Origin of the sequence: Pseudomonas mosselii (assembly GCF_019823065.1) — a bacterium.
In the GTDB taxonomy this organism is placed as follows: Bacteria; Pseudomonadota; Gammaproteobacteria; order Pseudomonadales; family Pseudomonadaceae; genus Aquipseudomonas; species Aquipseudomonas mosselii.
In genome coordinates this window covers 1,703,163-1,724,055 of the sequence record NZ_CP081966.1, presented here as the reverse complement: position 1 = coordinate 1,724,055, position 20,893 = coordinate 1,703,163, and the positions used below count along the sequence as shown (strand labels likewise).

At 59.7% G+C, this 20,893-nt stretch carries 17 protein-coding genes and 4 tRNA genes; 8 read left to right on the top strand and 13 right to left on the bottom strand.

All coding sequences use genetic code 11. From position 1 onward, the window contains the following. Positions 1–83 precede the first annotated feature (83 nt). The 3 genes from uvrB to K5H97_RS07770 all read right to left on the bottom strand — a co-directional run bounded on the left by uvrB (position 84) and on the right by K5H97_RS07770 (position 4,100). Positions 84–2,060, bottom strand: a complete 1,977-nt coding sequence (gene uvrB, locus K5H97_RS07780) for an excinuclease ABC subunit UvrB (RefSeq protein WP_028690943.1) — start codon at positions 2,058–2,060, stop codon at positions 84–86. 375 nt (positions 2,061–2,435) lie between these two features. Beyond that, on the bottom strand, positions 2,436–2,867 hold the full coding sequence (locus K5H97_RS07775) for a DUF488 domain-containing protein (RefSeq protein ID WP_023835768.1): 432 nt from the start codon (positions 2,865–2,867) through the stop codon (positions 2,436–2,438). Between the two features lie 252 nt (positions 2,868–3,119). Then, positions 3,120–4,100 carry an IS5-like element ISPa26 family transposase gene (locus tag K5H97_RS07770; protein WP_024086516.1) on the bottom strand — a complete coding sequence of 327 codons (981 nt, stop codon included), beginning with the start codon at positions 4,098–4,100 and terminating at the stop codon, positions 3,120–3,122. 448 nt (positions 4,101–4,548) lie between these two features. On the opposite strand from K5H97_RS07770, the gene K5H97_RS07765 reads away from it, so the two are divergent. The 3 genes from K5H97_RS07765 to K5H97_RS07755 all read left to right on the top strand — a co-directional run bounded on the left by K5H97_RS07765 (position 4,549) and on the right by K5H97_RS07755 (position 8,546). Further along, on the top strand, positions 4,549–5,490 hold the full coding sequence (locus K5H97_RS07765; RefSeq protein WP_028698648.1) for a LysR family transcriptional regulator: 942 nt from the start codon (positions 4,549–4,551) through the stop codon (positions 5,488–5,490). A gap of 466 nt (positions 5,491–5,956) precedes the next feature. Further along, entirely contained in the window at positions 5,957–7,171 is a 1,215-nt protein-coding gene (locus tag K5H97_RS07760) for a glutathione-independent formaldehyde dehydrogenase (RefSeq protein ID WP_023093406.1), read from the top strand. Between the two features lie 484 nt (positions 7,172–7,655). Continuing rightward, positions 7,656–8,546, top strand: coding sequence for a LysR family transcriptional regulator (locus K5H97_RS07755; protein WP_023103878.1), 891 nt, complete (start codon positions 7,656–7,658; stop codon positions 8,544–8,546). A 22-nt stretch (positions 8,547–8,568) separates the two neighbouring features. Here K5H97_RS07755 and K5H97_RS07750 read toward each other — a convergent pair whose 3' ends face one another. After that, positions 8,569–8,862, bottom strand: coding sequence for a helix-turn-helix domain-containing protein (locus K5H97_RS07750; RefSeq protein ID WP_009459591.1), 294 nt, complete (start codon positions 8,860–8,862; stop codon positions 8,569–8,571). A gap of 119 nt (positions 8,863–8,981) precedes the next feature. Here K5H97_RS07750 and K5H97_RS07745 point away from each other — a divergent pair, with 119 nt between their 5' ends. Further along, on the top strand, positions 8,982–9,635 hold the full coding sequence (locus K5H97_RS07745; protein WP_023106332.1) for a substrate-binding domain-containing protein: 654 nt from the start codon (positions 8,982–8,984) through the stop codon (positions 9,633–9,635). Positions 9,636–9,753: 118 nt separating this feature from the next. Beyond that, complete coding sequence (locus tag K5H97_RS07740) at positions 9,754–10,722, top strand: Dyp-type peroxidase (RefSeq protein WP_020924940.1); 969 nt, start codon at positions 9,754–9,756, stop codon at positions 10,720–10,722. A gap of 37 nt (positions 10,723–10,759) precedes the next feature. Here K5H97_RS07740 and K5H97_RS07735 read toward each other — a convergent pair whose 3' ends face one another. The 5 genes from K5H97_RS07735 to K5H97_RS07715 form a co-directional block, all read right to left on the bottom strand. Continuing rightward, positions 10,760–12,703, bottom strand: coding sequence for a tyrosine-type recombinase/integrase (locus tag K5H97_RS07735; protein ID WP_023103875.1), 1,944 nt, complete (start codon positions 12,701–12,703; stop codon positions 10,760–10,762). Between the two features lie 226 nt (positions 12,704–12,929). Next, a tRNA-Gly gene (locus K5H97_RS07730) sits at positions 12,930–13,005 on the bottom strand. 5 nt (positions 13,006–13,010) lie between these two features. Beyond that, positions 13,011–13,086 (bottom strand) — tRNA-Glu (locus K5H97_RS07725). A 92-nt stretch (positions 13,087–13,178) separates the two neighbouring features. Then, positions 13,179–13,254, bottom strand: a tRNA-Gly gene (locus K5H97_RS07720). Positions 13,255–13,258: 4 nt separating this feature from the next. Next, positions 13,259–13,334: transfer RNA gene (locus K5H97_RS07715), tRNA-Glu, on the bottom strand. 433 nt (positions 13,335–13,767) lie between these two features. Here K5H97_RS07715 and K5H97_RS07710 point away from each other — a divergent pair. Next, positions 13,768–14,535 (top strand): hypothetical protein, encoded by a 768-nt coding sequence (locus K5H97_RS07710; protein WP_028691717.1) that lies wholly within the window; start codon positions 13,768–13,770, stop codon positions 14,533–14,535. Positions 14,536–14,612: 77 nt separating this feature from the next. On the opposite strand, the gene K5H97_RS07705 is transcribed toward K5H97_RS07710, so the two are convergent. Further along, positions 14,613–15,095 carry a GAF domain-containing protein gene (locus tag K5H97_RS07705; RefSeq protein ID WP_028691718.1) on the bottom strand — a complete coding sequence of 161 codons (483 nt, stop codon included), beginning with the start codon at positions 15,093–15,095 and terminating at the stop codon, positions 14,613–14,615. Further along, positions 15,096–15,983, bottom strand: a complete 888-nt coding sequence (locus tag K5H97_RS07700) for an ATP-binding protein (RefSeq protein ID WP_028691719.1) — start codon at positions 15,981–15,983, stop codon at positions 15,096–15,098. Between the two features lie 103 nt (positions 15,984–16,086). On the opposite strand from K5H97_RS07700, the gene K5H97_RS07695 reads away from it, so the two are divergent. Further along, complete coding sequence (locus K5H97_RS07695) at positions 16,087–18,441, top strand: response regulator (RefSeq protein ID WP_028691720.1); 2,355 nt, start codon at positions 16,087–16,089, stop codon at positions 18,439–18,441. Here the strand turns inward: K5H97_RS07695 and K5H97_RS07690 are convergent. Continuing rightward, a complete protein-coding gene (locus tag K5H97_RS07690) occupies positions 18,431–18,919 on the bottom strand; it encodes a glutathione peroxidase (protein ID WP_028691721.1) in 489 nt (162 codons plus the stop codon). The two genes, K5H97_RS07695 and K5H97_RS07690, sit on opposite strands and share 11 nt — an antisense overlap. Positions 18,920–18,931: 12 nt before the next feature. Further along, positions 18,932–19,327 (bottom strand): peptide-methionine (R)-S-oxide reductase MsrB, encoded by a 396-nt coding sequence (msrB, locus tag K5H97_RS07685; RefSeq protein ID WP_028691722.1) that lies wholly within the window; start codon positions 19,325–19,327, stop codon positions 18,932–18,934. Positions 19,328–19,494: 167 nt separating this feature from the next. Between msrB and K5H97_RS07680 the strand changes: the two genes are divergently transcribed. Continuing rightward, positions 19,495–20,706 (top strand): pyridoxal phosphate-dependent aminotransferase, encoded by a 1,212-nt coding sequence (locus K5H97_RS07680; protein ID WP_028691723.1) that lies wholly within the window; start codon positions 19,495–19,497, stop codon positions 20,704–20,706. The last annotated feature ends 187 nt before the right edge of the window (positions 20,707–20,893 follow it).

The following is a 20,893-nucleotide window of genomic DNA, read 5'->3' as shown; positions in this document are numbered from 1 at the left end:
TCCGGTTGAATGATGAGCCGACCGTCTGCCCGCTTGCCCCAGGTGCAGATCGGTCGGCCATGCAACTCAATGCCGGCGAACGATTAGATGTAAATGAATTGCCGGTACAACCCATCCAACTGATGACGAATGTCTTCGACGCGCTGCTCGTCACCGGTATCGGTAAATTCGAGTAGCTGCTGTTCCTTGGCAGTGATCTGATCGCAAAGGTCGGACAAGTTCTCGCAGAAAGCCTCGGAATGAACGGTGGGCTCCTCCGTATTCGTCTCTTCCCCTGCTAGTTTTCGCACAGACGAGGCTGGAGAAATCCCATTTTCCTCGTTAAAGGCAATTTGAAGCTGCCTGCGCCTATTGGTCTCATCGATCGCCTGCTTCATCGCCGGCGTCACCGCGTCGGCGTACAAGATCGCCTTGCCGTTTTCATTCCGAGCGACTCGACCGATCATCTGAATGAGCGCATGGGCCGAACGCAAGAACCCTGCACGGTCTGCATCGAGAATGGCAACCAATGATGCCTCTGGAATATCCAGCCCTTCGCGCAAAAGACTAATCCCAATCAAAACATCGAACTCTCCTGCGCGCAGGCCATTGATGATCTCAACACGATCCTCCGCTTTTATGTCCGAATGCATGTAGCGCGCTCGAATCCCGTTGTCCGTCAAGAAATCCGTTAGCTCTTCTGCACTGACCTTCGTCAGCGTAGTCACAAGCACTCGATTCTTTCTCTTCACGCACTTCGATATTTCGGCAAGCAGGTCATCTATGTATCCATCCGCTTTCCGCACTTCAACCTTGGGGTCAAGCAGTCCCGTTGGCCTGATAACCTGTTCGACAACCCTGCCTTTCGACACCCTCAGCTCGTAGTCGCCCGGAGTAGCGGAAACAAAGATGGTCTGAGGCTTGACCTTCTCGAACTCGTCAAAGTTCAATGGCCGGTTGTTCTTCGATGAAGGCAAACGGAACCCGTAATCGATCAGCGTGTCCTTGCGCGCCTGATCCCCCCGGTACATTGCGGATATCTGTGGCACCATGACATGAGATTCATCGACGAACAGCAGCCCGTCTTTCGGCAAATAATCCAGCAACGTGATCGGAGGAGAAGCTGCGTCTCGGTCGCTGAAGTAGCAGGAATAATTCTCCATCCCCGAGCAATAGCCGACCTCGCGCATCATTTCCACGTCATGCGTGATCCGCTCGTACAGTCTGTTTGCCTCGACCAAGCGATTATTCCTGTTCAGCTCGGCAACCCGCTCTTCCATATCAGCGAGTATCTTTTTGGATGCAGAATCTATTTTGTTCGTGGGCGGTGCGAAAAGCGTTTTTGGCGAAACCAAATAATGGTCTATCTCTCCCAACGTCTTGCCAGTAACAGGGTCCATCCATTGGACAGACGCAACAGTGTCATCCAACAGTTCCACCCGAACCGCCCTGTACTCGGAATCAGCGGGGAAAATGTCAATCACATCACCTTGGACGCGGAACGTTGCACGCTTGAGCGTACGCTCCGTGCGATCATATTGCAGCAAAGCCAAGCGACGAATTAGCTCTCTCTGGTTTAGTTTGACCCCAGGGGACAGAGCGATCTGTAGCGCTCGATATGCATCTGGATCACCCAGGCCGTAGATTGAAGACACCGAAGCGACGACGATCACGTCACGACGCTCAATCAAGGATTTGGTCGTGGACAGGCGCAGGCGCTCAAGGTGGTCATTGATGGCCGAGTCCTTCGGTATGAAACGATCGGTGCCCGGCATATAGATCTCGGGCTGAAAATAGTCGTAATACGAAACGAAGTACTCGACCGCATTCTCAGGAAAGAAGTGCTTCATTTCACTATAGAGCTGCGCGGTCAACGTCTTGTTGGGAGCCAAGATCAACGTGGGCCGCTTCAGACGATGAATCACATTGGCCATGGTGAAGGTCTTACCTGAGCCGGTGATACCTTTCAGCGTCTGGTGCGTCGCACCTTCTTCTATGTCCGACAGCAGCCGCGCGATCGCCTCTGGCTGGTCCCCCGCCGGCGTATAGTTGGAGTGCAGAATAAACATACCGGTTGACATTAGATATCTCCTAATTGAGCTACTTCAATTTGTCCTGATGTATCGGCTATTCCAGAAGACCTATAGCAGTACCAAACTGGGGTGTAAATGACGGCGATCCTGCCGCGCCCCACCTGGGCGTAGGCGTCGCCAACATGATAGCCCAACACATGGGCGGGCTTCCCAGTGCATATCCGCCGATCGCCACGACGTCAGCCAGCGGCCCGTCTGCCAATGCACCTGGAGCCACTCGCCTCGTTGAGCGCTGACATCGAGCCGTGGCGGGCGAGGTTGCTCTGTACGCCCAATGTGTGGCGCCGGCTCCCGCCGATACGCGCCTTTGTCTCTCTCAGCCCTCCAGACGAGGCGTTGGAAACGTGGAGCTACGTCGCCCCTCTAAAGATGCACGATCTCAACATTCGGCCATTTGCCTGCAAGGTACTCGGCCACTAGCCTCCGATGGCAGTGATGGGGCTTGTCTTCGCTGCAAAGCAGGCAACTGTTATCAATCTTTTCTTTATCGATTGACTCAATCTTTCGGGACGACATTAAATCCAGAAATTTACTGGCGTAGATATCCCAATCTCCCCCTTTTATTTTATATTCCTCGAACATGTCTTTGGTTGGAGCAAGTGCTGGTAGATGTTCATATTCCATCCCACACAACGCCTCGGAAAAATATCGAAGATCCTCGCGTTTAGCGAACCCGGCCAATTGCGAAACATTATTCAGGCGAACATCGACAAGGCGCTTGGCACCAGAAGCACTTAACTTGGTGAAGAAGGACCGCGCGGAGGTCTTAGTGAATCCAATCGTGAATATCTTCATCTGCCTTATTCCCCTCGTTCCTTCATCCATAAATGGCTGTTATTGAGCTACCGCCAGGCATGCCCGTCAATCGCAGCTAAGGAAACGCTGGGGGCATGGTGTACTAGGGATGGTCTGAAGTAGCCCCTGTTTTCCGGCTACTTCGCCATCGACACTTTCAAAAAACGGTAGCCGCTCAAATCCCGGTCAAACCTGCCGTCTATTTCAGCCTTTTTTGCCGCTGCAAGCACCTCGCAGCAGTCACTTCACTCTTCACGGACGCACCTCTCCTGCATTGGAGAGCAAATGTCGACGCGCCATCCAAATGTTCGACAGGGCGAACAGCGTCACCATCTGAGCAGTGTTTTTCACCAAGCCTCGGAAGCGCACTTTCGTATAACCAAACTGGCGCTTGATCACCCGAAATGGATGCTCAACCTTGGAGCGAACCTGGGCCTTGGCTCTTTCGATCTTACGTATCGCTTTGTATAACGCGCTGCGGTTACCGTGCTTTTTGTAAGTGCTGCGCCGGGCTGCAATCTGCCAGATGACTTGGCGCCCCTCATGCTCTTCACGCTTCTCTACACCGGTATAGCCCGCATCAGCGCAGACCACGTTCTCACCACCGTGCAGCAGTTTGTCGACTTGGGTTACGTCCGCGACGTTGGCCGCAGTGACCACCACGCTGTGCACAAGCCCGGACTCATCGTCGACACCAATGTGAGCTTTGGCACCGAAGTAATACTGGTTGCCCTTCTTGGTCTGATGCATTTCCGGGTCGCGTTTGCCGTCCTTGTTCTTGGTCGAACTGGGCGCATGAATCAGAGTGGCATCGACGATGGTGCCTTGTCGCAGTGACAAGCCACGGTCGCCCAAATAGCCATTGATCACGCCGAGAATACCGGTGGCCAACTCATGCTTTTCCAGCAGGCGACGGAAGTTGAGGATGGTGGTTTCATCCGGGATTCGCTCCAGGCTCAGACCGGAAAACTGGCGCAGGATCGTCGTCTCGTACAGCGCCTCTTCCATCGCCGGATCGCTGTAACCGAACCAGTTCTGCATTAGATGAATCCGCAGCATCGCCATCAGCGGATAGGCTGGACGGCCCCCTTCGCCCTTTGGGTAATGAGGTTTGATCAGAGCAATCAAACCCTCCCAGGGTACGACCCGATCCATCTCTATCAGGAACAGCTCCTTGCGGGTCTGCTTGCGCTTACCGGCGTACTCGGCATCGGCGAAGGTCATTTGTTTCATCATCGAAAAGCTCGGCGATTGGTGTCCGGGGATTTTGCCAAATCAGGAAGTCTTTTTCAGGATTTCCCCAGCTGCGCCACAACGGCCATGGCAGGCTCCATTCTCTCCCCGCTTCAACGGCCACGACCCGAACAGCTCAAGAGCTTAGCACCGCCTTTTGCGGTTGCGTGCCTCACCACTCACGCTTACTCCCTTCCAGAACGCGCCAACTGCTAAGCTACATGAGGACGACTCGCCCACAGCGCAAAGCACCTGTGTTCGCGCTATTGGCTGTCCCGTGCGTTGTGGTGCTGACCGTCGATGACGAGTCGAACCTACTGTATGGGCACTGCGCGCGGCAGCCTTTCATGCGTGCCAGCTACGTGCCCAAGGTTGGACGCGGATCGAAGCGTGCGCAGGGTTTTTCGTGAAAGTATAAAATCTAATCAACTTTATCAGAAGAAAATATATGATCGTAAGAAACTTTGAATACTTGCTTGCTTTGCACCGTGAAGGCCATTTTGGCAACGCGGCCAAAAGCTGCAATGTTTCTCAGCCGACACTCTCCGCGGGCATTAAGCAATTGGAGGAAGACATGGGTGTCGAGATCGTGCGTCATGGCCGACGCTATGACGGCCTCACTTCTGAAGGGATGCGCGTACTGTCTTGGGCTCAGCAGATGTATGACGACTGCAAAGGGCTGGAGCGAGAACTCTCCGCACTACGGCGAGGTATAGAGGGGCAATTCCGGCTAGGGATACTCCCAGGAACTGCCGGTGTAGCGCCCACATTAAGCATCGCCCTTGCTGAAAAAACACCCTTACTTCAACAATCAGTTCTGGTTTCCGGCGCTTCTTCCCTGCTACAGGCGATTCGAGAAAACAATTTGGATATCGCACTCATGCATTTGGAGGATATCCCAGGGGAAGACTTCGATACTCACCTTCTGTACCGTGAACGCATTTTCCTTTTTCACGCCGCGAGAACACAGCAACCCCGAAGCACAACGTGGGACCATGTTCTCAATAGACAACTCTGCGTGCTGAACTCGGCAGTACCTGAACCCATTCAAGATAGGCTGATGCAATGTACCGCGCAGACTATTCGCACTGATTCAATTGACGTGCTATCGGCACACGTGGCGACAGGAAAATATTCGGCAGTTCTTCCGCAATCTCTCGCCGGCCAACTCGCGCACATTCCAAATCTCCACGCAATCGCAATCAATGGACCAATGTCGCACTCAAATGTCGGATTCGTTGCTGGGAAAAATGCGTTCGAGGCACCGTCATCGCGTGCATTGCTCGAAATGGTGCACACCCCCGAACTCGCCGCCACTCTTCAATCCGTTATATCGATCCATCGTCGGTTCCAGCCCAAAGCAGACTCATCTCAAAGCCCCCTGAAATAGCGAGTCTTGAAGAGCAACTCTGTATTGCTTCAACCAGGCGAAGATTGCAGGCATGCCGTGTGCGCCGCTAACAGGCGCCACGTGCTGAGCAACCCATCGAAGGCCACTAGGTCCAGGGGCAACTCGGGGGACAGGAGTACCTGCTGCATGCGGCCTCCTCATGTCTCGCTGGGTCGAGCTGACTGTTCCTAGATCAAGCTAGGAGGCGCGATGTAGCGATGATCGTTGCCCTCTCCCGGCTAGGAGACGAGCACGGCTCGACGATCCCGCGTAGATAGATCGTGCCTATCTGTACATAGATTATTCCAGTTTGACCACTTCTGAGCTTGATCCGATGCTGTCAAGACCGCAGAAGGAGACGCGGCCAACGGCTAGGCAGTACCACGATCGTTCTTCTTGACAGCGGTAAATTTCGTTTCCCACTTCGATTTAGAAGATGGAAACATTAACGCACAGAGGTGACGAAATGACTCCGACCGGTAACCGAATCGTGACTTTCGAGAAGCCCTTGGAAATGAAGGTCAACACCTTCAAATTTCCAGAGCTGATAACCCCTCAAGGGAAAAGCGCACCCCATGGCGCTATCCTCAAAATAGTTACCACAAATATCTGTGGCAGCGACCTTCACATTTATCGCGGTTCGTTTGCTGTTCCCAAGGGAATGACCATGGGCCATGAAATGACCGGCGAAGTGATCGAAGTGGGATCAGACGTCGAAGTCGTGAAGAAGGGCGACATCGTTTCCGTTCCCTTCAATGTGGGGTGTGGGCGTTGCTACAACTGCAAGCATATGCGCTCCGATGTATGCGAGAACACCAACCCCGAAATCGACTGCGGAGCCTACGGGTTCAACCTCGGTGGCTGGACGGGGGGGCAAGGTGATTATCTCTTCGTACCGTATGCGGATTTCAATCTCCTTCGCTTCCCTGACAAGGATGCCGCCATGGAAAAAATCCGCGACCTGACCCTTCTCTCTGACGTATTACCCACAGCTTTCCATGGGTTCGCTGGCCCAGACTGGCCAGCCGCGCCGGCCTACGTCGTCGGCGAAAACATCCTGATCTTCGGTGCCGGGCCGGTCGGCAGAGCGGGTGCCGCCTGCGCCAGACTTCTGGGTGCAGGCGCCATCATCGTTGCCGATTACATTCAAGAGCGGCTGGACCTTCTCAAGCCACACGGCGTGGAAACCATCAACCTTTCCGACGGCGTGCCGATCGAGGAGCATCTCGAACGCATTACCGGGCACAGGGAGGTGGATCGCGTCATCGACTATGTTGGTGTGGACTGCCGCGGGTTTGGCGCGGAGGCTGACAAGATCGTGGAGAGCGCTGTTACCAACGCAATGCTCAAATATGTCCGCTTCGGCGGAATGACCAGTACGGTCGGTGTGTACTGCGCAAACCCGATCTCGAAAGACCCGAAAGCCAAGAAAGGCCATATGGATCTGGAATGGTCCAACGCCTGGATCAAGTCGCCGCGAATGTCGGCTGGTCAATCTCCGACGGCCAACTACAACCACGCGTTAATGCGGGCGATACTGAACGATCGCATGCCTTACCTTTCGCCGATGATGAACACTAAGTTCATCAAGCTCGAAGACGCGCCCGCCGCGTACAAAGAGTTCGACGCGGGTTCTGCATACAAGTACGTCATCGACCCGCATGGTTCAGTGCGGCATTAAGCATCCGGCGCGGGCTAAGCATCAGGATGTCTCACACTTTCTGGTGAGAGGCATTCTGGTCCCGCCAGTCTCCGGGCAGCAACTGGAGCCGGCGAATATTTTCGCCGGCATTTGCCGTCTGCCCCAGGGTACTTGCCTTGGCTCGGACCAGGAGCAGAGCCTCAGCAATCCGCAGGTGATGATCAACCGCAAGCGTGTTCAAGCGCTTGGTTCGCAATCGGCCAAGGGTCAGACGGGGACGATGCACGGCATCCATTGACGTGCGTGGCTGGAGATAGCCTTCGTCTGATCCTTATCACCCCACGGACTTGATCAGGCTCGCCTAGTGTTGTGCCTGCCTCGGGCCATCGCACGGTCAACCCAGCCCTGGCTCATTCAGCCAGAAGTTTCCAATGATGTGGCCGAACTCGCCGCCGCCAGAATGGCAGTCACTTCTATAGGGAGATAGCACAGTGTTGGATAAGTCGGAACGGGAGGGTGGCCTATGGAGCTGCGCCATCTTCGCTGCTTCGTAGTTCTTGCTGAGGAGCTACATTTCACGCGGGCGGCTGAGCGCCTGCATATCGAACAACCACCGCTATCACGAGCCATCAAGGAACTTGAGGACGAGTTGGGCGTAGTGCTCTTCGACCGAAACCGACGAGGAACAGTTCTAACGGCGGCGGGCGCGGTCTTCTTGCAAGATGTTCGCCGTCTATTCACAGTGCTGGAACAGGCTCGTGAAAATGCCAAGGCTGTGGCATCGGGCTTGCGCGGTAGCCTGCGCATCGCTGTATCAGATGGGGCTATCGATCCACGGCTGTCGGCATTTCTGGCTCGTTGCCGCGCCGAGGAGCCGGAGATCGAAATACGCTTGTCAGAAGTGCCTCTGGCAGAGCAAGTGCGTGGCTTGCGTTCGGGCGACTTCATGATCGGGTTCGCGCACACGGGCGATGTCGGCGACGGTATCGCTGCCGAACCAATCTGGCACGACCCGCTGGTGATTGCGGTGCCAGCTCGTCACTCATTGCTCACCTACAAGGAGGTGCCACTTCAAGAACTTCAAGGCCATCCACTTGTCCTGTGCGACCCGCAGGTATGCGAGGGCTATTGCCGCGAACTCAAGCGGCTGCTCAACACGTTGGAGCACAAGCTGAATGTTGTCGAGGAAGTGTCCTCGCTGGACATGATGCTCACGTTGGTCGGCGCCGGCTACGGCATCGGCTTCATGACGGCGACCAAGATTCCCATCTCCCAACGGCCGGATGTGGTGATCCGCCCCTTGGCGATGGATTCTGCCGTGATCACCACCTACCTGCTTCGGCCGGACGGCGGCAATTTATCGGCTTCGGTGGAGCGATTTATCGTTCGCCTTCGCGACTCTTCGGACGGTTGACGGAGCCTGGCAGGCTAGACACTCAGGGATCAGTGTCGGCACGCAGATTGCGTTCGGTCGCCGTCATCAGGTCAGCCGCGCTTATTCCAAGTGCCGTAGAAATTTTCAGTATGAGCGGAAGCGTGGGCACGTGCTCACCACGCTCGATCTTACCCATGTGAGAACGCGAAATGCTTGCCCGAGATGCGAACTCGTCTTGCGCGACTCCTTGAGCGACGCGCGCAGCGCGCACGGCCTGTCCGAAGGCTAACGCCGACTCGGATTCATACGTCGATGTGCCAGAAGGACGGCCTGGCTGAATTGTTGATTTCTGCATTAGCAGAAGCGTCAAACAATCTGCCACAATTAACCACGTTAAAGATAACGACGTTAAACTTCACTCTTTCCTGAAACGCTGGTTTGCCTTTCTGGACAGATCGCTTATTGGGGGCCCTCATGCATGACGCCACCAGCCAGTTTTCCCATTTCAGGCTTGCTATCGCGCCCGGAGTGCCATCCTCTTGCCTCACAACGCTTCTTGCCCTACAGCGCGCGGAGGAACCAGAAGTCACCATCACGTTCTTTGAGACCTCAGCCGATGATCTGTTGACGGGCCTTGAGGAAGGCCGCTACGACGCTGGAATGACGCTTCGGAACGCTGGTGCTCCGGCTGTGAAAAGCCAACCGCTCTGGGTGGAGAACGTGGCTGTTGCAGTGCCGCTGGGGTCCCCCTTAGTTGCCCAGGCGAAGATCACGCTTGCCGAGCTTCTGGACTATCCGGTGTTTCGCTGGCCGGCGGAGGCTTGCCTACTGCTGGATCAGCGACTGTCCTTTCTTCCGTTGAGCCAGCAGAGCATTCAGCACGTGACTTCGTTCGAGATGATGGCGCTTTGGGTGACCGCTGGCTACGGAGTGGGGCTCTCCGCGCAATCGCGCATTGAGCGTGCCCATGCGTGGGGGATCACTATGCGACCGCTTTCAGACGGCCCCTACGAGATCGTGACATACCTGCAGCGACCCCACGGACGAGCCAATGTTGTTTCTGAGCGGTTCGAGCACAGGGCAATGCTGGTTGCCAGGGACAGGGCGGCTTGCTCGAATACCCCATAGCCCGCTCTCGCCGAGGCTGCGTGCGGGTAATTGCAGCGGCACGCGCCTGTTAGCGCGCCAGTGATAGCGCTTCCATCTCTGGCAATATGATGAATTAACATGGTCTTTGGAGGCACGAATGGTTGGAAGTGGTTGGGATCGAGTACCAATTGACTCGCAAAGCATCGATGCGCCGCTGTCGCGCGCGGCGGTGTTTCTCACGTTGACGGTCGCCGAGGGCCACGAGGCCCTTCAGGCGGTCGCCGGCGTCTTGGACGGGCTGGACGACCTGATCAAAACGGTGGGCTTCCGCGATCTCAACGGCCGGCTGTCGTGCATCACTGCACTGGGATCGGCGCTATGGGACCGTTTCCAGACCGGGAAGCGCCCGAAGGAACTACGGCCCTTCGTGCCCATCGAGGGTGCCAAGCACACCGCGCCTGCCACGCCCGGCGACCTGTTCTTTCACATCCGTGCCGAACGCGAGGACCTCTGTTTTGAATTCGAGCGCCTGCTGCTGGACCAACTGGGCAGCAGCGTGACGGTGGCCGACGAGGTGGTCGGTTTTCGCTACTTCGACTCCCGCGACCTGCTTGGCTTTGTCGATGGCACGGCCAACCCGACCGGGCACGACATCGGCGCCTCGACGCTGGTCGGCAGTGAAGATCAGGCGTTCGCCGGCGGCAGCTACTTGGTGGTGCAGAAGTATCTGCACCAAATGCAGCCGTGGGCTCGGCTCGCCAAGGACGAGCAAGAGCGGATCATCGGCCGGGAGATCGTCAGCAATGTCGAATTGCCCGACGCGACGAGCGGCCAGAAATCGCACAAGACCCTCGCCACGATCGTGGACGACGACGGCACCGAGCACGACATCCTGCGCGACAACATGCCCTTCGGCCGCCCCGGCCAGGGCGAATATGGCACCTACTTCATCGGCTACTCCAGGCATCTGTGGGTGACGCAGAAGATGCTGGAGCGCATGTTCCTCGGCGATCCGCCAGGCATGCACGACCGCCTGCTCGATTTCTCGACGGCGCACACCGGCGCCGTGTTCTTCGCTCCCGCACCGCGCACGCTGAGCGAACTCGTGGAGGCGGTGCAAGCGTAATGCAGGGGCCGCAAGGCCCCTGCAAGGTTTGAGAGCCCTATGCTCCGTCTAGAACTACTGCGCTATCCACCAGCCGACGAACGCTTTGCCGCACATCCTCGGGGATGGGGTACGGGGCAATGGCCTCGGGCATATCCGCATAGTGCTGGTAGTCGCCCATGATGACCTGGATGATCGCCGGTACGTTGGTCGGCGTGACCGCATCAATGGCCGCGCGGTCCCCCAGGTCAGGGTGCGGCTGGGTCAGCATGCGGTACAGATCCCACGAATCCGCGTGCGGGCACTGGTTCATGAGCACCTGGGCCAGCTTGTGCTTGAGCGGCACCAGTTGCCAATCGGGAACACGCTGCCCCCGATTGCCCAAACTGATGGACAGCAACTTGCCCGCTTTCAGTTCGCGGTTGATCTGGTCCTTGGACTTTCCGGCCAGCTTGCCGAACAGCGGGACCGGCAAGCTGCTTGGAGACTCGTAGATGGTCAGCATTTCCTCGCGCTCGCGCTGGATCGCGGACACTTCCGGCTCTGGGGCATGCGTCGGAGGCGGCGGTACCTGAGACAGCCGCTGGAACGTGATGCCGCCGCTGCTCGGGGTTACGACAATAGGCGTGGCCACGACGGGCGGGACGCCGGGAGGAGTGGGCTCGGCCATCGCGAGGGTCGCATCCACCGCTTCCTCCACTTCTGCCATCGCCGGCGCCCCGTCGATACGGATGGTCAGATGCGCGCTCGCGGCTTCCACTTCGCCCTGTTCGAGCAGGTCGAGCCGATCGGCCCAGTCCTGCATCATCCGACGGCGCGGCTCAACGTACTTGGCGTGGTTGTAGGACGAACTCACCTTGTTGGGGTCGGAATGGGAAAGCTGCGCGTCCACCCAAATCTTCGGGTAGCCAATCTCGTTGAGCGCCGTCGAGATAGTGCCGCGGATGCCGTGGCCGGTCAGGCGCCCCTCATAGCCCATGAGCTGCACGGCCTTGTTGAGGGTGTTCTCGCTGATGCGCTTCTTGAGTTCGCTGCGGTGTGACAGCAAGTACTTCTGCGCCGGCCGCATCACCCCCAGGAGATAGCGCACGATCTCGATGGCCTGCAGGGATAGCGGCACGATATAGGGGGGCACATCCTGCGGCCGCTTCCCTGCCTTGCGCATTTCATCCTGGAGCTGCTTGACGATCTGCGGTGGGATGATCCACAAGCCCCTGTCGAGGTCGAACTGTTCGGGTTCGGCCAATCGCAGTTCGCCGGTGCGCACCCCGGTCAGGAACAGCAGCCGGACGCCAAGCTGGGTCTGCCAGCCACGGGGGTTGTAGAGCCGGAGCTTCTGGAGGAACTCGGGCATCTCGGGCAGGTGCAGGTAGGGATTGTGGGCTACGGGGGGCTTGGGCTCTGCCACCACGTCCAGGTCGGCGGCCGGGTTGACTTCCAACCCCTCGGCAATGACCAGGGCATAGCGGAACAACTGGTTGAACCAGGTGCGGACCTTCTCGGCGGTGGTGAACGCCTTGCGTTTCTCGATCGCCGCCAAGACGCCCAGGAGTTGGGGGCGGCGAATGTCGTAGATCGACATTCTTCCCAGGGTGGGCAACACGTCCTTGTTGAAGATGCGCAGGATCTGCGACAGCGTGCTTTGACGGCCTTCCTTGAGTTCCTTGCGGCGATGCTCGACCCAGGCATCGAAGACGGTCTTGAAGGTGTATTCGCCCGCCAGCTTGGCCGCGTGCCGTTTCTGGTCGCGCTCGACCTGAGGATCGATCCCCCTGGCGAGCAGGGCCTGGGCCTTGTCTCGCTCGATCCGGGCCTCGCGCAGGCTGAGAGCAGGATAGCCGCCCAGGCACAGGCGCTTTTGCTTGCCCAGCCAGTAGTAGCGGAATTGCCATGACTTGCCGCCTGCGGCTGAGACCATCAGGCCCAGGCAGTCGTTGTCGGAGAGGGTGTAGCGTTTTCCGGTGGTCTTCGCCTGCCGGACGGTCAGATCAGAGAGCGCCATTTCGAGACTCCTAAGTAATGACTTAGGCCCTATGCTCGTCATGGTCCCCGCTCAGCCCCAGCAACTATCCGGTAGCCGACCCACCCGTATTCTTGTGCCTTATTTGGTCACTCAAAAACGGTAGCTGTGGGTGGATTTCCGTGGCACTCGCTGGAATGAAAAAAGGAGCCGAAGCTCCTTTTTTCAATGACCTACAGACCCCAGTAGAAGTCTGTGGATCAAAATTTGGAGCGGGAAACGAGACTCGAACTCGCGACCCCGACCTTGGCAAGGTCGTGCTCTACCAACTGAGCTATTCCCGCAAATATGGCGTCCCCTAGGGGACTCGAACCCCTGTTACCGCCGTGAAAGGGCGGTGTCCTAGGCCACTAGACGAAGGGGACTAAGCCGACGCTTTTCAGCGCACCAGAACATGAACCTCACGATTCAGCCTGGATTTTCTTTTCCTGCCCTGCCGAAGCAGTGCCGGAGAAACTGGAGCGGGAAACGAGACTCGAACTCGCGACCCCGACCTTGGCAAGGTCGTGCTCTACCAACTGAGCTATTCCCGCAATATGGCGTCCCCTAGGGGACTCGAACCCCTGTTACCGCCGTGAAAGGGCGGTGTCCTAGGCCACTAGACGAAGGGGACACACTGCTCGCATTACCTATTAGAGTACTGCTTGCTTTCACTCCCTGCCGCGTTTCGCTGTGTGCTTTACGCTGCAAGTGGCGCGCATTCTATGGATGCCTTGGAAGGTCGTCAACCCCTTTGTAGAAATTTATTTAAATCAATGACTTCCCGTCGTCATGGGTGGTGGTGCAGGATGCGTCCGGGGATTGGCGTTGCTTTTCTGACGTTGGCTCGGCAAGCTCGTAGCGATGTGCCACTACCTGTAGGTTTTGGATGATGGGCCGATACATATAGGCAAGGCTTGAGGGCCTGATCGCAGGGCTAGCCCGCTCCCACGAATGCTTCATGGATTCAAGGGCGAGCAGGACTGTCCGCCAGGCTGCACTGTTCGCTTTCGGGCGGACTCACTACACTCTCGATAGATGCAAAACTTCTTCATGAGGCGTTAACGGTGACACCACTTCTGATCACCCTGCTTATCGTTGCGGGTATCGCGCTGCTGATCGTGATCGGCTACCTCAACAATGTGGTCGAGAACGGCAAGCTCGAGCGCGCACGGCTCAAGGTCGAGCTGGCCGACCGCCTGCGCCGTTGCGGCGAAATCACCGAGACCTTCCCCGGGCAATTCATGACGCCCGCGCTCAAACTGCTGCTGACCCGCCTCGAACTGAACCTCAACCAGCGCCAGCTGGCCCTGGACAAGCACAGTGGCGACCTCAAGGCACGCATCGCCGAGCTGGAAGGGCTGATCGCCCAAGGCGAGAGGATACCGGTCAGTAACCCACCCTCGCCCATCCAGACCGAGGTAAAGGCCAAGGACGTGCGCTTTTTGCTGGAACTGCTGCACAACCAGATCGTGCGTGCCACTCAGGAAGGCTTCCTGGCGACCAACGAAGGCAAGTATTGGGTCAAGGAAATCCGTCATATCCTCGTGCTGCTGCATATCGAGTTCTTCAACAACCTCGGCCAGCAGGCCCTGCAGCAGAACCAGCCAGGGCAGGCGCGCCTGGCCTTCGAGCGTGGCGTGCAGTACCTGCGCAAGCAGCCTGAGCCCAAGCAGTATGAAGAGCAGTTGACCTACCTTGAGAAACTGCTGAACCGGGCCAATGCCCAGGTGCTGGACCAGATGGAACCGGCGGAGAATGAACAGAACGCGCTGACCCAAGGGCTCAAGACCGACGAGGATGAGACCTGGAAGAAGAAGGTCATCTACGACTGACAGCGCTGACTCTATCGCGGGGCAAGCCCGCTCCCACGCCCCAAAAGAAAGGGGCCTTCGCAGGCCCCTTCTTCATTTCAGCAATCGGTCAACGCGAGGAACACCTCGACCAACCGCTCCAGCCCTGCCTGGTCGGCCTCGCTGAAGCGCGCCAGCTTCGGGCTGTCCAGGTCGAGCACGCCGATCAGCCTTCCGGCCTTGACCAACGGAATCACCAGTTCGCTGTTGGACGCGCTGTCACAGGCGATATGCCCGGGAAACGCGTGCACGTCCTCGACCCGCTGGGTCGTGCGGGTGGCCGCCGCGGCGCCGCATACGCCCCGACCGAACGGGATGCGCACGCACGCCACCTGACCCTGGAACGGGCCGAGCACCAGCGCTTCGTTGCGGTTGATATAGAAGCCCGCCCAGTTCAGGTCCTCTACCTGGTTGTAGAGAAACGCCGAGAACTGCGCGGCGTTGGCGATGAAGTCGCGCTCGTCGGCGAACAGCGCCTGCACTTGCGCGGCCAGCAAGTCGTAGCCGTCGAGGCCTTGGCCACTGGCGTTGAGGTCGATCATTTATTTCTGCTCCAGCAATTGCAGCCCGACCCAGTAGCGGGCGAACTGATAGGCACAACGGCCATTACGGTTACCGCGGCCGGTGGCCCAGCGCACGGCGAGGATGTCGAGCGCTTCGCTGCGCTGCCACTGCAGCCCGGCCGGGCGCGCCAGCTGGCCGATCCAGTGCTCGACCACGTTGAGGAAGTGCTCCTGGCTGAACGGGTAGAACGACAGCCACAGGCCGAAGCGGTCGGACAGGGCGATCTTGTCCTCCACCGCTTCGTTGGGGTGCAGCTCGCCGTCGACCATCTTCCAGTTCTCGTTGTCGCTCTGTTTCTCCGGCACCAGGTGGCGGCGGTTGGAGGTGGCGTATAGCAGCACGTTGTCCGGGGCCTGTTCCAGCGAGCCGTCGAGCACGCTCTTGAGCACCCGGTAATCGCCCTCCCCGGCTTCGAACGACAGGTCGTCGCAGAACAGGATGAAGCGTTGTTCACGTTTTTGCAGTTGCTCGACCACCCGTGGCAGGTCGGCCAGGTGGTCGCGCTCGATTTCAATCAGGCGCAGGCCCTGGCCCGCATGCTCGGCCAACAGCGCCCGCACCAGCGACGACTTGCCGGTGCCGCGCGAGCCCCACAGCAGGGCGTGGTTGGCCGGCATGCCGTTGATGAACTGGTGGGTATTGCGGCCCAGCTGTTCGCGCTGCTGGTCGACACCGATCAGGTCGGACAGGCGGATGTCGAGGCTGACCTCCAGTGGCATCAGGTAGCCGCTGCGGCCGTCGCGTTGCCAGCGGGCCGCCAGGGTACGGGTCCAGTCGATGTCCGGGCGTGGGGCCGGCAGCAGGGGTTCGAGGCGGGCGAGGACGGATTCTGCGCGGTCGAGAAAAGCATTGAGACGGGCGTCCATGACGACTCCTATTGATTTCAGTTTTTTGGGGGCGCAGCGGCCCTTAATCGACGATCAACTGAAATGAACAGACAGACCCGCCAGCAGCCAGGGCTGATCGGCTATGCTTGCGCAGCGCACGGAGCAAGTAACCGGCTTGGGACCCATGGATATCAAGTTCACCAATCGCCTGTCATACAAGCAAGCCCGGTTGACAGTCCTGGTCGGCTTCATCCTGGGAACATTGCTCAGTCTCATCCAGATCGGCATCGATTATGCCAGCGAAGACGCGTCCATCAACCGTGAAATTCAGGCACTGCTGAAGATCAGCCACGACACGGCCTCGCGCATCGCCTACAACATCGACACGGAACTGGCCCAGGAGCTGACCGGCGGCCTGCTGAAATCGCCGGCGCTGATCCGCGCGCGGCTGATCGACAACAACGACACGGTGCTGGCCGATGTGCAGCGCCCCAGCATGGAAAGCCGCTACCGGGCGCTGTCGGACTTCCTGTTCGGCGAGCAGCGCCAGTTCCAGGACCGGCTGTTCCTCGCCCATATGCCCGATGAATACCTGGGCACCCTTTACCTGGATGTCGACACCTACACCTTCGGCGCACGCTTCCTCGACCGCGCCGGGGTCACCCTGGTCAACGGTTTCGCCCGCAGCCTGGTGCTTACCGGCATCCTCCTGGGGCTGTTCTACCTGATGCTGACCAAGCCACTGGTGACGGTGATCGGCGCGCTCAGCGGCAACGATGCGCGCACGCCCAGGCAGAACCGGGTGGACTGCCCCAAGGGCCACGAGAACGACGAGATCGGCGTGCTGGTGCGGGTCGCCAACCAGCAGTTCGTCAGCATGGCCACCGAGATCCAGCAGCGGCGCACCGCCGAGAACCGCCTGACCCAGTACCTCAACGAGCTGGAAGACATCGTCTCGGCACGCACCAACGAGCTCAAGGCCAGCAACAGCCGCCTGAGCCTGTCCAACCAGGAGCTGGACGAGGCGCGCCAGCGCGCCCTGGACATGGCCCAGGCGCGCGCCGCCTTCCTGGCCAACATGAGCCACGAGATCCGCACCCCGCTCAACGGCATGCTGGGCATGATCGCCCTGGCCCTGGACAGCGGCCTGGCGCCCGAGCAGCGCCAGCAGCTGTCGATCGCCCACGACTCGGGCAAGGTGCTGGTGGAGTTGCTCAACGATATCCTCGACCTGTCCAAGTTCGATGCCGGCCAGCTGGAACTGGAGCGCATTCCGTTCGACCTCGGCGCGATGGTCGAAGACACCGCCAACCTGCTGTCGCAAAATGCCGCGCCCAGTGTCGAGCTGACCTGCCTGGTCGCCCCGGACTTCCCAAGCACGGTGCTGGGTGACCCGACCCGGGTGCGGCAGATCGTCAGCAACCTGTTGTCCAACGCCCTCAAGTTCACCCGTTTCGGCCGCGTCGACGTGCGCCTGAGCAGCATCGTCGGCGGCGTCCGCCTGGAGGTGAGCGACACCGGCATCGGCATCCCCGAGGAGGCCCAGGCGCGGATCTTCCAGCCGTTCACCCAGGCCGGCGCCGGCATCACCCGCCAGTATGGCGGCACCGGCCTGGGCCTGGCCCTGACCCGCAACCTGTGCCAGGCCATGCAGGGGCATCTGCATATCCATTCCGAAACCGGCTTCGGCAGCCGCTTCAGCGCCGACCTGCCGCTACCGGCGCACACCGCGGCGATCCCGCCGGCGCCGCTGAGCGGGCGGGTGGTGGCCCTGGGCAACCCCGGCAGCGGCCTGGCCGAGCTGCTGCAGGGGCTGCTGCCACGCTGGGGGCTGGAATACGCGCGCCACGAGAACGCCAGCGAACTGACCGGCACGGCCGTCGACCTGCTGATCACCGACGATCTGGACCACGTGCTCGACCTGCGCCCGGCCATCGAGGCGCCAATCCTGCTGGTGACCGCCTACGGCAATTTCCTGCCCGCCGAGCAGGCCGAGCAGCTGGCGCCCCTGCAACAACTGGCCCGCCCCCTGGCGCGCAACGCTCTGTACCAGACCCTGCGCCGCACCTTGCAGGGCGAGCCCAACGCGCCCCTGCCCCACGAGGTGCCGGCCTCGCGCGAGCTAAGGGCGCGTATCCTGCTGGTGGAGGACAACCCGGTGAACCAGCTGGTGGCCAAGGGCATGCTGGGCAAGCTCGGCTGCCAGGTGCAGGTGGCCGCCCACGGCCAGGAGGCCCTGGACAGCCTGGAGCAAGGCAGCTTCGACCTGGTGCTGATGGACTGCAACATGCCGGTGATGGATGGCTACGAGGCCAGCCGGCGCATCCGCCAGAGCAGCCGCTGGCCAGAGCTGCCGATCGTCGCGCTGACCGCCAACGCCATGCCCGAGGAGCGCGAGCGCTGCCGCGCCGCGGGCATGAACGACTACCTGGCCAAGCCGTTTCGCCGCGAGGAACTGCTGGCGCTGATCGAGCACTGGGTGCCGATCAGCGGTTGAGCAGCGGCTCGATCGCCGACTTCAGCGCCTCGGGCTTGGTGGTCGGGGCAAAGCGGCTGACCTTGCCGGTGCGCGGATCGACCAGGAACTTGGTGAAGTTCCACTTGATCTTCTGCGTGCCCAGCACGCCCGGCGCGCGGCGCTTGAGCTCGGCGAACAGCGGGTGGGTACCGGGGCCGTTGACCTCGATCTTGCGAAACAGCGGGAAACTCACGCCGAAGTTGAGCTCGCAGAACTGCGCGATCTCGCGGGCATCGCCCGGTTCCTGCTTGCCGAACTGGTTGCAGGGAAAGCCCAGCACCACCAGGCCCTGGTCGCGGTAGTCCTGCCACAGGCGTTCGAGGCCCTTGTACTGCGGGGTGAAACCGCACTGGCTGGCGGTGTTGACCACCAGCAGCGCCTTGCCGGCGAAGTCGCCCAGCACTTTCTGTTCGCCACCGAGGGTGACGCAGGGGATGTCCAGCAGCGCATCGGCCATGTTCGCTCTCCGTCAATCGCGTGGCTTGAGGTCCAGGCACACCGAGTTGATGCAGTAGCGTAGCCCGGTCGGCGGCGGGCCGTCGGGAAATACATGGCCCAGGTGGGCGTCGCACCGGGCGCAGGTGACTTCGGTGCGGATCATGCCGTGGGAGGTGTCGCGGATCTCGATCATCGCGGCCTCCTGAATCGGCTCGTAAAAGCTCGGCCAGCCGCAGCCGGAATCGAACTTGGCCTTGGCGTCGAACAGCGGCAGGTCACAGCAGATGCAGTGGTAGATGCCGTCGCCGCGCTCGCTGTTGTACTTGCCGCTGAACGGACGCTCGGTGCCCTTGAGCCGGCACACCTGGTACTGGGCCGGATCGAGCATGGCGCGCCATTCGTCCAGGGTTTTGTCGATCTTTTGCATGATGGAACCTCGGCAGGCTGATTTTCACCTCGCACCGGCTTTTCCCTGGCGCGGGTGGCACGTATATTAGTTGGCTTCGTGTGCAAGGCAGCCAGTCTGGCACCCGCTTCCCGCCCTTTCAAACCTTTCGAGCAAGGGCGGCGCGTATTCTCACTCGGGATCTCATCATGCAGTTCAGCAAATCGAACAAGCTCGCCAATGTCTGCTACGACATTCGCGGCCCAGTGCTCAAGCACGCCAAACGCCTGGAAGAGGAAGGCCATCGCATCCTCAAGCTGAACATCGGCAACCCGGCGCCGTTTGGTTTCGAGGCGCCGGACGAGATCCTCCAGGACGTCATCCGCAACCTGCCCACCGCCCAGGGCTACAGCGACTCCAAGGGCCTGTTCAGCGCGCGCAAGGCGGTGATGCAGTATTGCCAGCAGAAGGAAATCGAAGGCGTCACCATCGAGGACATCTACCTGGGCAACGGTGTGTCCGAACTGATCGTGATGTCGATGCAGGCGCTGCTCAACAATGGCGACGAGGTGCTGATCCCGGCGCCTGACTACCCGCTGTGGACCGCCGCGGTGAGCCTGGCCGGCGGCAAACCGGTGCACTACCTGTGCGACGAGCAGGCCGACTGGTTCCCGGACCTGGACGACATCAAGGCCAAGATCACCCCGAACACCAAGGCCCTGGTGATCATCAATCCGAACAACCCGACGGGCGCGGTGTACTCCAGGGAGCTGCTGCTGGGCATGCTGGAGCTGGCGCGCCAGCACAACCTGGTGGTGTTCTCCGACGAGATCTACGACAAGATCCTCTATGACGAGGCCGTGCACATCAGCACCGCGTCGCTGGCTCCGGACCTGCTGTGCCTGACCTTCAACGGCTTGTCCAAGTCGTACCGGGTGGCGGGCTTCCGCTCCGGCTGGCTGATCATCTCCGGGCCCAAGCATCACGCCCAGAGCTACATCGAAGGCATCGACATGCTGGCCAACATGCGCCTGTGCGCCAACGTGCCGGCCCAGCACGCGATCCAGACCGCCCTGGGCGGCTACCAGAGCATCAACGACCTGGTGCTGCCACCGGGCCGCTTGCTCGAGCAGCGCAACCGCACCTACGAGCTGCTCAATGCCATCCCCGGGGTAAGCTGCGTCAAGCCGATGGGCGCGCTGTACGCGTTCCCGAAGATCGACCCGAAGGTCTGCCCGATCTTCAACGACGAGAAGTTCGTGCTTGACCTGCTGCTGTCGGAAAAGCTGCTGATCGTCCAGGGCACGGCGTTCAACTGGCCGTGGCCGGACCACTTCCGCGTGGTGACGCTGCCACGGGTGGATGACCTGGAACAGGCCATTGGCCGGATCGGTAACTTCCTGCGGACCTATTCGCAGTAACACGGCCCCGAGGTAGGAGCGAGCCTTGCCGAGGCGTCGGACCGGCCGCTCCTACCCCCTTACATCCTGCAACGCTCTATCCCACAGCCCTCTCGGCATCCTCTGCCATACTCCTCGCGTACACAGTTTGAAATAGTCGCCCGGTTGAATAGCCGCGCCCTCCCCCTTATATACCCCGCAGTACGCA

Excerpts from the sequence above, each read along its gene's own strand:
- K5H97_RS07690 (WP_028691721.1), bottom strand. The coding sequence starts at position 18,919 with ATGGCCGATGCGCTGCTGGACATCCCCTGCGTCACCCTCGGTGGCGAA.
- K5H97_RS07740 (WP_020924940.1), top strand. The coding sequence starts at position 9,754 with ATGGTTGGAAGTGGTTGGGATCGAGTACCAATTGACTCGCAAAGCATC.
- K5H97_RS07775 (WP_023835768.1), bottom strand. The coding sequence starts at position 2,867 with ATGAAGATATTCACGATTGGATTCACTAAGACCTCCGCGCGGTCCTTC.
- K5H97_RS07760 (WP_023093406.1), top strand. The coding sequence starts at position 5,957 with ATGACTCCGACCGGTAACCGAATCGTGACTTTCGAGAAGCCCTTGGAA.
- K5H97_RS07745 (WP_023106332.1), top strand. The coding sequence starts at position 8,982 with ATGCATGACGCCACCAGCCAGTTTTCCCATTTCAGGCTTGCTATCGCG.
- K5H97_RS07705 (WP_028691718.1), bottom strand. The coding sequence starts at position 15,095 with ATGATCGACCTCAACGCCAGTGGCCAAGGCCTCGACGGCTACGACTTG.
- K5H97_RS07735 (WP_023103875.1), bottom strand. The coding sequence starts at position 12,703 with ATGGCGCTCTCTGATCTGACCGTCCGGCAGGCGAAGACCACCGGAAAA.
- msrB (WP_028691722.1), bottom strand. The coding sequence starts at position 19,327 with ATGCAAAAGATCGACAAAACCCTGGACGAATGGCGCGCCATGCTCGAT.
- K5H97_RS07770 (WP_024086516.1), bottom strand. The coding sequence starts at position 4,100 with ATGAAACAAATGACCTTCGCCGATGCCGAGTACGCCGGTAAGCGCAAG.
- K5H97_RS07765 (WP_028698648.1), top strand. The coding sequence starts at position 4,549 with ATGATCGTAAGAAACTTTGAATACTTGCTTGCTTTGCACCGTGAAGGC.
- K5H97_RS07680 (WP_028691723.1), top strand. The coding sequence starts at position 19,495 with ATGCAGTTCAGCAAATCGAACAAGCTCGCCAATGTCTGCTACGACATT.
- K5H97_RS07755 (WP_023103878.1), top strand. The coding sequence starts at position 7,656 with ATGGAGCTGCGCCATCTTCGCTGCTTCGTAGTTCTTGCTGAGGAGCTA.
- K5H97_RS07695 (WP_028691720.1), top strand. The coding sequence starts at position 16,087 with ATGCTTGCGCAGCGCACGGAGCAAGTAACCGGCTTGGGACCCATGGAT.
- K5H97_RS07750 (WP_009459591.1), bottom strand. The coding sequence starts at position 8,862 with ATGCAGAAATCAACAATTCAGCCAGGCCGTCCTTCTGGCACATCGACG.
- K5H97_RS07700 (WP_028691719.1), bottom strand. The coding sequence starts at position 15,983 with ATGGACGCCCGTCTCAATGCTTTTCTCGACCGCGCAGAATCCGTCCTC.
- uvrB (WP_028690943.1), bottom strand. The coding sequence starts at position 2,060 with ATGTCAACCGGTATGTTTATTCTGCACTCCAACTATACGCCGGCGGGG.